The sequence below is a fragment of the Simiduia sp. genome (genome assembly GCF_058345725.1).
On the sequence record NZ_JBTUOC010000040.1, the window covers coordinates 1 to 12,379 of the forward strand.

The window sequence follows — 12,379 nt, forward strand, 5'->3', positions numbered from 1 at the left end:
AAAGAGAAGGTTCAGGGGCAGTGGCGTTTATATAGTATGGTGCATAACATCGAAAAGCTCATGAAACACAGTTCGATAGGTTGGTAACGCTAGTTATCCACAGTAACTACACCTAAAAATCAAAAAAGTACGCATAAGAAAAGATTATGTAAAGTGTACCTGTTTGTTTTATGATCGGTAAAATTAATTCAAAGGGGCTGTGGATAAGTGGATTTTAAAAACGTTTTTCTACAGCCTCGTTATGCAAAACAAACTAAGGAACGTTTATGATTAAAGCTGCTATTGTAGGTTGCGTCTTTATTGGAATTTTTAAATTTTTTGAAAGGAATACTGGTAGAGACGTCGACTATTGGAGTGCCTTTGTATTAGTTGTAGTACCTCTCCTTGCGGTGTTTCTTCTAGCGCTAGGGGCTTCCTTTGTAGGATTGACTAGTTTAATGCCAATTGTTGCCTTGGTAGCCTATTTCATAATTCCGACGTTGCTCTTAAAGTTTCAGTTGGACTTTCCATGGTCAAGGTCTTCAGCGTACGGAGCAACAATTTTAGCTCTATTGTTCGGCTATGAACTTTTCACGCTGTTGGTACTTAGGTGAGATTAGGTGCATAACAAACGCAACCAAAACGGGCTGAGCCTCGCCCTCGACTCGCTGCGCTCGCGTTAGTTGCGGGCGTTCAATTTCCAAGGGACTATATGCCATATCCAATTGAACGGAAGCTTGTTGTTGCAGTTTCCTCAAGTGCTCTATTTGATCTGTCAGAGTCACATGCAGTCTTTGAAAAAGAAGGGCCGAAGGCTTATAAAAATTTTCAGGAAGAAAACTTAGATAAGGTTCTAGATAAGGGTGTTGCATTTCCTTTTATAAAAAGATTTCTGAAAATCAATCAGCGCTTTCCTGAAAGACTGCCAGTTGAGGTGGTGCTTCTATCAAGAAACTCGGCGGCCACAGGAAAAAGAGTTTTTAGATCAATCAAGCATTACGATCTTGACATATCTAGGGCTGCTTTTATGGAGGGTAAATCTCCATTTGAGTATATTCCGGCATTTAACGCATCACTGTTCCTTTCTGCAAATGAATAAGACGTCCAGAATGCTATTGATGCAGGGTATCCTGGTGGAATAGTTCTTCCAAGCAAGACAGTTCATGATGATGAATATGATGAGCTTAGAATTGCGTTTGACTTTGATGGTGTTATTGCTGATGACGAAGCTGAGGCGGTATTTAAAGGCGGTAATCTTCCAGAATTTCATGCATACGAAGTGGCAAACTCTGACACTCCACACAAGCCCGGACCGCTAGCAGATCTTTTTAAAAAGCTCTCTTTTCTTCAAAAGCTAGAGATCGAGAAATTGAAAAAGATCGAAAGTATAAAAGGGTGTTGACTACCGCCATTGTTACGGCCCGAAATGCGCCAGCTCATGAACGAGTAATTACTACTCTAGAAGATTGGGGTGTGAGTGCCAACGAAATGTTCTTCCTTGGCGGCATGGAGAAAGATCGAATATTGTCGAAGCTTAGACCGCACATGTTTTTTGATGATCAAAGAAGTCATTTGGAATCAAAGGCTGGTGATATACCTATGGTTCATATCCCATTTGGAATCGCCAATACAAAAAATTGAACAAGCAAAGGCAGCGGACAGCTAACGCTGCGCGCTGCTTTGGGCGTTAGCGGTACAACATGAAATACCAGTTATCCGAAGAATATATAAAGAAGAGAAAGAGAGGGATGCTTATGGCAGCGTTTATGTTCGGAGCTGTAGCTGTAATTCTTTCAATTCTTGGTATCGCTACTAAAAACTATGGAGTGTTCGTAGGCCTAATTTTCCTGGTCATGGCTTGGCAATGCTACAAAGGCATGAAAACGTGGGTAGCAAATGCAGTGAAGCTGCGATTTAGCTTCGACGGTCAAAGTTTGGTATTTTCGGGCTCGGAATTCGAAAGTAGAATGGCGCTTGCCTCTGTTAAAAAAGTAGTGGTGCAAACTAGAAAAAACCAACCTATATCGGTATTGCTTTTTCCCGCATCTGGCTCACTCGAAAAGTTTGAAGGCATAGATGATATGCCGTCTTTTGTAAACAGTATTAAAGGTATTGTTGGTGATTCCAAGGTTAAATATGCGCGTTTTTTCCACCGCTAACAAGTGACTATGGCCGCAAGTCAAGCACTTATGCTATTTTCTCATCTCGGTAAACTATGCCCTAGCAGCATTTCGCTCTCTTTGTCTTTTTCAAACGAGTCATCTGCCTGATTCAGCCGCCAGCGCTGCGGATGGACATAAAAAAAGCCCCGCGGTTTTCCGGCGGGGCTTTGCTTTGCTTTTTGTTTATTAGGCGGCAAATTCGCCTGCGATGGTTTGGATTGAGGCTTTAGCATCGCCAAACAGCATGCGCACGTTTTCTTTATAGAACAGCGGGTTTTCCACGCCTGAGTAGCCAGCGTTCATGCCGCGCTTGAGCACGAACACGGTGCGGGCTTCGCTGACGTTGATGACGGGCATGCCGTAAATTGGGCTGCCTTGGTCTTCGGTGGCGGCAGGGTTCACTGTGTCGTTGGCGCCGATGACGATGGCTACGTCAACGCTGCTCATTTGTGGATTGATAGCGTCCATTTCCATGAGCTGATCGTAAGGTACGCTTGCCTCTGCCAACAGCACGTTCATATGGCCAGGCATGCGGCCGGCGACGGGGTGAATGGCATAGCGTACCTGGCAGCCGTTGTTTTCCAGATGATCTGCCAGTTCGCGCACAACGTGCTGTGCTTGCGATACTGCCATACCGTAACCCGGTACAAATACCACGTTAGCGGCGGCTTCCAGAATCAGGTAGGCATCGTCGCAGTTGATGGGTTTGATTTCACCTTCCACCACGGTTGTGGATTTTTTCACTGCCTTAAAGCCACTGAACAACACGTTGGCCAGCGACCGGTTCATGGCTTTACACATGATGTTGGTCAGGATTATACCGCTGGCACCCACCAGTGCGCCGGATACAATCAACAGGTTGTTGTTCAGCACAAAACCGGCAGCACAGGCGGCCAAACCCGAGTAGGAGTTCAGCAGCGAAATTACAACGGGCATGTCGGCACCGCCGATGGGGATGACCAGCATGATGCCAAATACCAAGGCTATGGCAATCACGGCGTACAGGTGCACTGAGTCAGCCGTTGGTGCCTGCACGAACCATACGGCATTCAATACCAGTGTGATTACAATCAGGCCGTTGACTACCGCTTGACCGGTGAAGGTGATGGCGCGGCCGGGCATTTTCTCTGCCAGCTTGGCCCAGGCAATGAGCGAGCCCGATACGGTTACGCCGCCGATTAATATCGACAGCACAATGGTGCTGGCTACGAAAGCCGTCGCCTCGCCGTGGTAGAGCGCGGCCCAACCAACGAGCAAACTGGCGGCGCCGCCAAAGCCGTTAAACAGAGCGACCATTTCTGGCATGGAGGTCATCGCTACCAAGCGCGCGGCTAGCACGCCGATAACCGAGCCGATGAGCATGCTGGCCACAATCCAGGTGAAGCTGATGATCTGTTGATCCAGCAGTGTGACCACAATGGCCACCAGCATGGCGATGGCCGACAGTGCGTTACCCTTGCGCGCCGTGGCGGGCGAGCCGAGCATTTTTAAGCCCAGGATAAATCCCAGCGCCGATGCGATGTAGGCAAAGTTGATGACGATTGCGCTACTCATTTGGCACCTCCGGTGGCTTTCTTCTTAAACATGGCCAGCATTCGGTCGGTCACCAGGTAGCCGCCCACCACATTGATGGTGGCCAGCGTAACGGCCGCCGCACCCAACCAAGTGGCCAGGGCCGCGTGTTCGGCGCCGGCGCTCACCAGCGCACCCACCAAAGTAATACCAGAAATGGCGTTTGAACCGCTCATCAGCGGCGTGTGCAAGGTTGCCGGTACTTTGGCAATGAGTTCAAAGCCCACAAAGATGGCCAGCATCAATATGAACGTCAGGTAAACCAGTTGTTGCAGTTCGGGTGTCATGTTGACTACTCCCTCAATAATTTAAATGTTCGTTAGGTGTGGATTACGCGGCAGCCTGGGCGCGCGCGTTCTTAATCACCTCGTTGACTAGCTCGCCGCCGTGAGTAATCACGCAGCCTTTCAGAATTTCTTCATCCAGGTTCAGAGCGAAGCTGCTGTCTTCTTTTTGCCAATAGTCGAACACTAAATTAATCAAATTGTTGGAGTACATTTGGCTGGCATTCTGGGCCACGCGGCCGGGCAGATTGCGGTAGCCAATAATTTTGACACCGTTGTATTCCAGCTCCTTATCTGGCTCGGAACCCTCGACGTTGCCGCCGCTGTCCACGGCCATATCCACCACAATGGCTCCGGGCTTCATCACCGCCAGCATCTCTTTGGTGATAATGCGAGGCGCCTTGCGGCCGAATACCTGCGCGGTGGTGATCACGATGTCGCTGTTGGCCATTACGTCCATCTGGCCTTGGCGCTGCTTCTCGATTTGTTCTTCCGTTAGTTGCTTGGCGTAGCCACCGGCAGTTTGGCCGGTTTCGCCTAGATCGATCTCCAGGAACTTGGCGCCCAGCGACTCCACCTGCTCTTTCACCACTGGCCGGGTGTCGAATGCATCCACGCGCGCGCCTAGGCGTTTGGCGGTGGCAATGGCCTGCAGACCGGCAACGCCGGCGCCAATCACAAATACGCGTGCCGGTGTGATGGTGCCGGCGGGGGTCATCATCATGGGCAGAATGCGGTCCAGGCGCTCGGCGGCGAGCAATACCATGGCGTAGCCCGCTAGGTTTGCCTGCGACGACAGGGCGTCCATTTTTTGGCTGCGGGTAATGCGGGGAATCATTTCCATGCTGATGGCTGTGACGCCCTGCTGGGCAAAGGCGTCTACCAGCGCATGCTCGTTAAAGGGGTCAAGAAACGAAATATGGATGGCGCCGCGTTTGAGCTTGGCCACTTCCGCCAAGGGCGGTTTGCGCAACCTCAGTACCAGGTCTGCCTCGCCGAGTAACGCATCGCGGCTGAGTGCCAGGGTGGCACCTGCATCGGTGTAGGCGCTGTCTGGAATGAGCAGAGAGGCACCCAGGCCGGCTTCGATGGTGACGGTGGCATTGGCTGCCACCAGTTTTTTTACCCCATCGGGTAACAGGGGAACCCGGTTTTCGCCCGGGTCCAGTTCTTTGGGTATGCCGATTAGCATGATTGTCTTCCTCTGTAGCACCCGCCCTTTTTTGTCGGTATGACACCGGCTGTGTGTCCAGCCTTTGGCAACGGCTGAACCCTCAGCCGAAAATTTGCGGTGCGACATCATAGCTAAGGCTATTAGGGAACCGCTAGCTATAGATGTTATAAATAAAGGTAATGATTCTGTAATTACGCTACAAAATTATGAAGGTGCTAGCGTACCAGTGGGCTTTTCATGGGAATTATTGCGCGACCCGACAAATTAATTGTGCGAATTTTGAGCGATTCAAATAGCACAATTACAGCATTTGCTCACACAATAACGATAATAGATAAGTTTAATACACGGGCTACCGCAATTTACTCGCATCCTGGTGGTAAAACATTGGTTTAGCATTCATGTTGAGAATGCTTGATTACATTCGAATAGGTTTTATTAATACCTATTTGGGGCATTTGGGTGCTGGGCGAACACGCTACAATAGGGCCATTACCAGGGAGTACACGCTATGTCTGATTTAACACTACAGGCCTGGGCCGATCGTGCCCAGGCGTTATCTATTGAAGGGCGCGCTTTCATTGATGGCGCTTATATAGACGCGGCTGATGGCAACACCCGGCCCACGTATAATCCGGCTACCGGCGAATTACTGGCCCAGGTGGCCAGTTGTGGGCCGACCGATGCCGACCGCGCTATTGCTTCGGCGAAAGCGGTATTTGAAGCGGGGACCTGGGCCAACGCGGCGCCGGCAGAGCGCAAGCGCGTGTTGGTGCGCTGGGCCGAGCTGATTGAGGCCCACGCCGAGGAGTTGGCGCTGTTGGAAAGTTTGGATGTGGGCAAGCCCATTGCCGACACCCTAAACGTGGACGTGCCGGCGGCTGCGCGCACCCTGCGCTGGAGCGGCGAGGCCATCGATAAGGTTTACGATCAGGTGGCGCCTACGCCCGCGGATACGCTGGCGCTGGTGACGCGCCTGCCCTTGGGCGTGGTGGCCGCCATCGTGCCGTGGAATTTTCCGTTTTCCACCACCGCCTGGAAAATCGCGCCCGCCATTGCCACGGGCAACTCGGTGGTGCTGAAGCCCGCCTCTAACACCCCGCTCACCGCGCTGCGAGTGGCGGGGCTGGCCAAGCAAGCCGGCCTGCCCGACGGTGTATTACAGGTACTGCCAGGGCCTGGCGGCAGCCTTGGCAGCCATTTGGCCAAACACATGGATGTCGAGGGGCTGACGTTTACCGGTTCGACGCCGGTGGGCAAAATGCTGATGGAATACGCCGGTCAGTCCAACCTTAAGCGCACGTTTTTAGAGCTGGGCGGCAAAAGCCCGAACATCGTCTTTGCCGACGCCAATTTAGACAAGGCCGCTGCTATGGCGGCTACGGCGGTTTTTTACAACGGCGGGCAGACGTGTACCGCGGGTACGCGCTTGCTGGTGCAGCGCAGTATTCACGATGCCTTTGTGGCCAAGGTGATCGAGCACGCGAAAGGCTGGATGCCCGGCAACCCCCTAGACCCGGCCACCCGCATGGGGCCGATGGTGGACGAAGCGCAGTACAACACCGTGGCCGAGTATGTGCGCATTGGCTGCGATGAAGGCGCCACTTTGGCCTTTGGCGGCAAGCGAGTGGCGGTTACCGAGGGCGGCTTTTACCACCAGCCCACAATCTTCACTGGCGCCAATAACCAGATGCGCATTGCTCAGGAAGAAATCTTTGGCCCAGTGATGACAGTGATCCCCTTTGATACCGAAGCCGAGGCCATCGCCATCGCCAATGATTCCATCTTTGGTTTGGCCGGTGCCGTGTGGAGCCGAGATATCAATGTGGCCCACCGGGTCGCCAAGGCCGTGCGGGTGGGCACCATGGGCATCAACAATTACTTTGGTGGCGATATGACGGTGCCCTTTGGCGGCTTTAAGCAATCGGGCAATGGTCGCGATAAATCCATGCACGCCTTTGACGATTACACTGAATTGAAAACTACATGGATTGAATTTGACTGAGGCCGTCAGACGCTCGTCAGCCACAAAAAACGCCACCTCAGGGTGGCGTTTTTTGTGGCGCATACCCTTGCGCTGGCGTTGCACTGCGGTAAAGTGGGCGCTGTTTTGTATACACCCGGATAGGTGGAGTTCATCATGAAAGTGTTACCGTTGGTTTTGTTATCTGCATGTGCCGTTGCCTGTACGTGGGTGGAGCCCAAGCCCGAGGCGGCGCACATTAAACTGGTGCCGCTGGGCGATGTGCAACACTGCGAGCGCCTGGGCCAAACCGCCACAAAAGGAGTCAGCAAGGTGGGTATTTTTGTGCGCAAAGATGCCAAGGTAGTGGACGAGCTGGCGGCCCTGGCCAAAGATCAGGCCTATGCAATGGGCGGCAACCGTATTGTGCGCGAGTCTGAGCTCACCGCTGAAGGTGAAATGACCTTTGGCATTTACCGCTGCCCCTAGCGCGGCTGTCAGTGGCTTGAGTCTATACTCGCGCCAGGATGTGCATTTTTCTAGCCGGCTTGCGCCGGCTTTTTTGCGTCCAAAATATTTTTCTGCCCCCCTATTTAATTCCCAGAATTCGCCGCATATTAATGCGGGCCTGTCGAGGTGGCCGCTATGTTGAATTTACTGTTTTTTGTTTTGGGTTTATCCGCGCTGGTGCTGGGTGCCGATTGGTTAATAAAGGGTGCTGCGCGCCTGGCCAGTCGCTGGGGGGTATCGGCCTTGGTCATCGGTTTAACCGTGGTGGCCTTTGGTACCAGTTCGCCGGAATTTGCCGTCAGCCTAGAGGCGGCGCTGATGGGCCAGGCGGCGGTGGGCCTGGGTAACGTGGTGGGCAGCAATATTTTTAACGTGCTGTTTATCCTGGGTGTTACCGCGCTTATCCTGCCGCTGACCGTGGCCTTTCAACTGATTCGCTTGGATGTCCCGGTAATGATTGGCGCGAGCCTGCTGGTCTGGTGGTTGGCACGCGATGGTCATTTTTCGGCCTTGGATGGCGCCCTGCTATTTACGTGTTTGCTGGTCTACATCGGCTACTTGTTTTATCGCAGCCGGCAAACGCAAGCCGTGCTGGATCTGCCCGTGGATGTCGCCGTTCAAAAACCCCTGTGGTGGGATATGGGATTAGTGCTATTGGGGTTGGCACTGTTGGTACTGGGCTCGGGTTGGTTGCTCGACAGCGTCATTGTGTTTGCCCGCTATCTGGGCGTCAGCGAGCTAATGATTGGCCTAACGATTGTTGCGGCGGGTACCTCGCTACCGGAGGTGGTGACGTCGATCACCGCCGCCATCAAGGGGCAGCGAGACATAGCTGTGGGCAACGTGGTGGGCAGCAATATTTTTAACCTGTTGGGTGTGCTGGGGCTGTCCAGTCTGCTGGCGCCAGAGGGGCTGCTGGCGCCACTGAGTCTAGTACAAATAGATTTGCCCGTTATGTGTTTAGTGGCGGTGTTGTGCCTGCCAATTTTCTTTACCGGCACCCAAATTGATCGGTTCGAGGGCGTATTGTTTTTACTGGGTTATCTGGCTTATACCAGCTACCTGTTGATGGCCGCGTTGCATCATCCCTGGTTAACACTCATGGACGACGCTGTGTTTTTGTTTATGTTGCCGGTGGGCCTATTGCTCATTGCCGAGGTGATCAAACAACTGCAAACGCCCACCTGAGTGCCGCTAAAGTTTAAATTCAATGGGCGGCAAGTCGCCGTCTGTGGGCTTGGCGTCAGCCGCGGCGCTACCCGGCGCCGAGTCCGTGGGCTTTGGCGCCGCGGCGGTGGATTTGTCGTCGGGTTTTCGGGCGGGTTTTTGCGCGCGGCGCTCGGCCGCACGCCGACCTAATTGTTGCACAAGCTTTTGACATTGCGCGACCTGCGCTTCCATACCGGGCAGATCGGCCAAGGCTTCGCACATCAGCTCGTAGGCCGCTACCAGACGCGGATAATCGGGCGCCTGTTTGTGCAAGCCGTTCAACAGTTTCAGTGCCGAGCGCGGATCGCCGCTGGCTTGGCATTGTTCTGCCAGCAGATGGCGCAGGCGCGCACTCTCGGGTTTAAAGGTGGGCAGCACCAATAGCAAACGTTTAAATGCCGGGTAGACTTGGTCCTTGCGGTTACTGCGCAGCAAAAAGTCAAAATAGTGCGGTGCGAAACGGGTGAGCCTTTCGGGCATGCGTACGCTGCATAAAAACTCGAAACACCGAAAATAGTAATTGGCTTCCTGTGGAAACTTGCTGTTGGCTTCGGCAAACAGATCCACGACTTTATCGTACTCAGCTTCCTTTAAGGCAATATCAATGCGCGCGTTATGGCGTTGCTGATCCGTTCGCCCGCTGGTGTCGTCATCGTCGGCGCGCACCATAAATCCCAGTTCGGCTTGGTACTGAAAAATCATATAGCCCATGATGTGAAAGGCGACAACGGTGTAAAAATTGGAAATTAGCGATTGTAAAAAAGTATTGAGAAAACTGACGCCGCCAAAGATTTGATGCAGTACGCCCACCGACGCCATCATCACCATCATCAAGCCCAGCAACACACCATAGGGCAGGCCAATGGCGAGCACCAACTGCAAAATATTGAAGGGATTGATGGCTGCGGTCAGGCTTTGATTGAGCGCAAATAAAATAATTACGGCCGGAAAGCCAAGCACTAACAGTACTCCCGCCAGCCGAGCCATATTGGCGCCCAGCAGCGCGTGCACGCCAAACACTGCGGCCGCCATGACGATCAATAAAATCAGCAATTGAAAGAGCAGACTCACACCGCCTTCATAGGCGAGGGTGATATCGGGAGCGGACATTTTACCGTTGGCGGTTTGTTCCAGACAGGCAAAGCTGTAGCGCATCATGGCGCCGGTTACTATCAGGTACACCACAAAGGCGAAGGGCAAATAGGCCAAGACAGAGGTCAACAGCGAAACGCCAGTTATCAGCACCAGGCACTGGGTGGTAAGCGGGTAGCGAAAGGCCTGTTGCAGCCGCCGCCAAAAGGGTTCAGCACTGTTGCTGGCTCCCAGGCTGGTCACTTTATCCGCACAGTGGAAGCAGCGCTCGGCACCCCAACCCTGGCTGTCGTCGGTGCAGTTATCGCACAGTGTAGTGTGACAGGTGGGGCAGGCGTAAGTGGCGCCAACGCGGGGATGGTATTGGCAGTAGTCAGCTATCACGTTCAGATTCCCTCCCACGCGCTGGCGAGCGCTTCGTACTTTTTGGCCTTTGTGGGCTTGTGATGATTGCGAAATGCCAGGGCGAGCTTTTTCGCTAGCACATCCAGCGATGGGTGAGGCGGCGTATCGGATTCAAGGTTGTGGTACATGGCCTCGGCTGCGCTCAAGTCTTGCAGTTGCGTTAGGCGGACAGCCAGGCGGTAGCGCACGTCGGGCTCCAGCAGTGCTAACACCGCTGGCTGACTTTTTACCCACTCGGCTTGTTGGCGCAATTGGCCGGGCTGTTCGGGCTCTAGCGCCATCAGCAAAGCCAGCGACTGTTGGTGTTCGGCCCCGCCCGTTAATTTGGTTAGATTTAACCGCAACTGGGCCAACCGGTGATCGGCGCCATATTCGGCGATGGCGGCGTCGATCTGTTTGCGGGCAGCGTCAAAGCGAAACTGCTCAATGTGGGTGTAAATTCTAGCCAGTGCGTCTTGCTGCGGATCGATACTTTGATCCGCTTCCACATAGTCGGTGTCAATGGTTTTTGGGTTAATTAAATAATTGCCCAGCATCAACAATGCGCCCGCCAAAAAACCGCCGGCATGGGCCATAAAGGCCACATTAGATTCTGTGTCGGTATAAAAGCTGGTTAGCTCCTTACCGATATAGATTGGCAGGACAATCAGCGCCGGCGCGCGCAAATAACCCACTACCACAAAAAACCAGTAGAAAAACTCAATTCGCTTGAAGCGAAAAACCGCCAGATACATTGCCATGACACCGGAAATGGCGCCCGATGCGCCCACTAGCGTGGTGCTGCTCGACAGGTCCATCAGCGCGTGGGCCAGGCCGCCCGTGACTCCGGATATCAGGTAAAAGGCCAGAAAACGCCAGTGGCCAATGGCGGCCTCAACGGCAAACCCGCAAATAATTAGAAAAAATAAATTGCCCAGCAGGTGCATGATATCGCCGTGCAAAAACTGGTGTGTCAACAGGCTGCTGACACTGAGTTCTTTAGGAATTAATCCATGGGCGTTAAAGCTGAGCGACTGCACGTACCGATCGATGGTGGCCCTGTGGGAGAGCCAGTTTTCGGCGCGCTGGTAGCCGATAAAGTTGTAGGGGTCTGCGCGCAGATGTCGATAAAAATCGCTGCGCAACATGATGTGAACGGCGAGCGAAGGCAGCTCATCGTCGTCGTGCATATCGCGCAAGTCGTCCAGTGCGCTAAATTCTTCGCGCGCCTCCAGGTATTGCTGGATTAGCGGCCACTCGAGCTCCAGATAATTGTGCTGACCGTAGAGCGCCAGGGCCTGTTCGAGTTTTTGGTCGTCATTGGCCTGATAAAAGAAAAACACCATTACGTTGACCAGCACAATACTAAACAGCACCGTGGGGCGGTAGCGCCAGTCAAAGCGTTTTTCGGTGGGGATGATAATCAATGGCGACTCCCTGTCTGTGTGGTCCCGGTACGTTGGCCAGTGGCGGTGGGTTTTAGACGACAATGATACGCAATTTCTTGCGCTAGAGCAGTAACATTTCGTCGATAGGGTGGTAGGCGCTGGCCGCGTCTATCAGGCTGTGTGCCGTCAATCCGGGGACACCGTAGACCTCTGCGGCTACCCCGTGGCGCTGGATGATGCGCGCCAGCAATAGATCGAAATCGCCGTCGCCCGAGAGCAGCACGACGCGGTCGAGCGAAGCGGCGTACTCCAACACGTCGAGCGTAATGCCGACGTCCCAGTCACCTTTGGCTGAGCCGTCGCTGCGCTGAATATAGGGCTTTAATTTAACCTGAAAGCCCATGGATTTTAACGCCTGCTGAAATCGAAGCTGATTGTCATCACCGCGGTGAATGGCGTAGGCAAAAGCCTGACAAATCTGGCCCTGCTCGCTAAGCTGTTGCCACAGGGCGCGGTAATTGAACTGGCGCTGATACCGCTGGCGACAGGTGTAGTAGATATTTTGCACATCGGCAAAAACACCAATGCGTGTTTTGGGAGCATTCACGTACTGAATTCCGGGGTCTTGAGTCAAGGGTCACTCTAGCGGGCTGGCGGCATCT

General features: G+C 53.2%; 11 protein-coding genes and 1 pseudogene. 6 read left to right on the plus strand and 6 right to left on the minus strand.

Annotated elements, in window-relative coordinates; genetic code table 11:
* Positions 1 to 691: 691 nt before the first annotated feature.
* The 3 genes and pseudogenes from ACW8F6_RS09565 to ACW8F6_RS09575 all read left to right on the plus strand — a co-directional run bounded on the left by ACW8F6_RS09565 (position 692) and on the right by ACW8F6_RS09575 (position 2,138).
* Positions 692 to 1,381: pseudogene (locus ACW8F6_RS09565) on the plus strand (5'-nucleotidase).
* Positions 1,375 to 1,620: a 5'-nucleotidase gene (locus tag ACW8F6_RS09570; protein WP_491575639.1), complete on the plus strand. Its 246-nt coding sequence runs from the start codon at positions 1,375 to 1,377 to the stop codon at positions 1,618 to 1,620. Before ACW8F6_RS09565 ends, ACW8F6_RS09570 begins: the two are co-directional and overlap by 7 nt.
* Before the next feature lie 59 nt (positions 1,621 to 1,679).
* On the plus strand, positions 1,680 to 2,138 hold the full coding sequence (locus ACW8F6_RS09575) for a hypothetical protein (RefSeq protein ID WP_491575640.1): 459 nt from the start codon (positions 1,680 to 1,682) through the stop codon (positions 2,136 to 2,138).
* A gap of 189 nt (positions 2,139 to 2,327) precedes the next feature.
* On the opposite strand, the gene ACW8F6_RS09580 is transcribed toward ACW8F6_RS09575, so the two are convergent.
* The 3 genes from ACW8F6_RS09580 to ACW8F6_RS09590 are packed head-to-tail and all read right to left on the minus strand — an operon-like array spanning position 2,328 to position 5,189.
* Complete coding sequence (locus tag ACW8F6_RS09580; RefSeq protein WP_491575641.1) at positions 2,328 to 3,695, minus strand: NAD(P)(+) transhydrogenase (Re/Si-specific) subunit beta; 1,368 nt, start codon at positions 3,693 to 3,695, stop codon at positions 2,328 to 2,330.
* Positions 3,692 to 4,000, minus strand: a complete 309-nt coding sequence (locus ACW8F6_RS09585) for an NAD(P) transhydrogenase subunit alpha part 2 (protein ID WP_491575642.1) — start codon at positions 3,998 to 4,000, stop codon at positions 3,692 to 3,694. Before ACW8F6_RS09585 ends, ACW8F6_RS09580 begins: the two co-directional genes overlap by 4 nt.
* Positions 4,001 to 4,043: 43 nt before the next feature.
* Positions 4,044 to 5,189, minus strand: a complete 1,146-nt coding sequence (locus ACW8F6_RS09590) for a Re/Si-specific NAD(P)(+) transhydrogenase subunit alpha (protein WP_491575643.1) — start codon at positions 5,187 to 5,189, stop codon at positions 4,044 to 4,046.
* 493 nt (positions 5,190 to 5,682) lie between these two features.
* Between ACW8F6_RS09590 and ACW8F6_RS09595 the strand changes: the two genes are divergently transcribed.
* The 3 genes from ACW8F6_RS09595 (at position 5,683) to ACW8F6_RS09605 (ending at position 8,832) form a co-directional block, all read left to right on the plus strand.
* Positions 5,683 to 7,176, plus strand: coding sequence for an aldehyde dehydrogenase (locus ACW8F6_RS09595; RefSeq protein ID WP_491575644.1), 1,494 nt, complete (start codon positions 5,683 to 5,685; stop codon positions 7,174 to 7,176).
* Between the two features lie 135 nt (positions 7,177 to 7,311).
* Positions 7,312 to 7,623 (plus strand): DUF4156 domain-containing protein, encoded by a 312-nt coding sequence (locus tag ACW8F6_RS09600; protein WP_491575645.1) that lies wholly within the window; start codon positions 7,312 to 7,314, stop codon positions 7,621 to 7,623.
* A 156-nt stretch (positions 7,624 to 7,779) separates the two neighbouring features.
* Positions 7,780 to 8,832: a calcium/sodium antiporter gene (locus ACW8F6_RS09605; protein ID WP_491575646.1), complete on the plus strand. Its 1,053-nt coding sequence runs from the start codon at positions 7,780 to 7,782 to the stop codon at positions 8,830 to 8,832.
* A gap of 6 nt (positions 8,833 to 8,838) precedes the next feature.
* Here the strand turns inward: ACW8F6_RS09605 and ACW8F6_RS09610 are convergent, their stop codons facing one another.
* From ACW8F6_RS09610 to ACW8F6_RS09620, 3 genes are all read right to left on the minus strand, one after another.
* The gene (locus ACW8F6_RS09610; protein ID WP_491575647.1) at positions 8,839 to 10,329 is read right to left on the minus strand and encodes a tetratricopeptide repeat protein; all 1,491 of its coding nucleotides are present in this window, start codon (positions 10,327 to 10,329) and stop codon (positions 8,839 to 8,841) included.
* Positions 10,330 to 10,331: 2 nt separating this feature from the next.
* Complete coding sequence (locus ACW8F6_RS09615; RefSeq protein WP_491575648.1) at positions 10,332 to 11,756, minus strand: rhomboid family intramembrane serine protease; 1,425 nt, start codon at positions 11,754 to 11,756, stop codon at positions 10,332 to 10,334.
* A gap of 82 nt (positions 11,757 to 11,838) precedes the next feature.
* On the minus strand, positions 11,839 to 12,351 hold the full coding sequence (locus tag ACW8F6_RS09620) for a LabA-like NYN domain-containing protein (protein ID WP_491575649.1): 513 nt from the start codon (positions 12,349 to 12,351) through the stop codon (positions 11,839 to 11,841).
* Between the last annotated feature and the right edge of the window lie 28 nt (positions 12,352 to 12,379).

Coding starts and splice junctions, on each gene's coding strand:
- ACW8F6_RS09605 (WP_491575646.1), top strand. CDS start 7,780: ATGTTGAATTTACTGTTTTTTGTTTTGGGTTTATCCGCGCTGGTGCTG.
- ACW8F6_RS09590 (WP_491575643.1), bottom strand. CDS start 5,189: ATGCTAATCGGCATACCCAAAGAACTGGACCCGGGCGAAAACCGGGTT.
- ACW8F6_RS09580 (WP_491575641.1), bottom strand. CDS start 3,695: ATGAGTAGCGCAATCGTCATCAACTTTGCCTACATCGCATCGGCGCTG.
- ACW8F6_RS09575 (WP_491575640.1), top strand. CDS start 1,680: ATGAAATACCAGTTATCCGAAGAATATATAAAGAAGAGAAAGAGAGGG.
- ACW8F6_RS09585 (WP_491575642.1), bottom strand. CDS start 4,000: ATGACACCCGAACTGCAACAACTGGTTTACCTGACGTTCATATTGATG.
- ACW8F6_RS09595 (WP_491575644.1), top strand. CDS start 5,683: ATGTCTGATTTAACACTACAGGCCTGGGCCGATCGTGCCCAGGCGTTA.
- ACW8F6_RS09600 (WP_491575645.1), top strand. CDS start 7,312: ATGAAAGTGTTACCGTTGGTTTTGTTATCTGCATGTGCCGTTGCCTGT.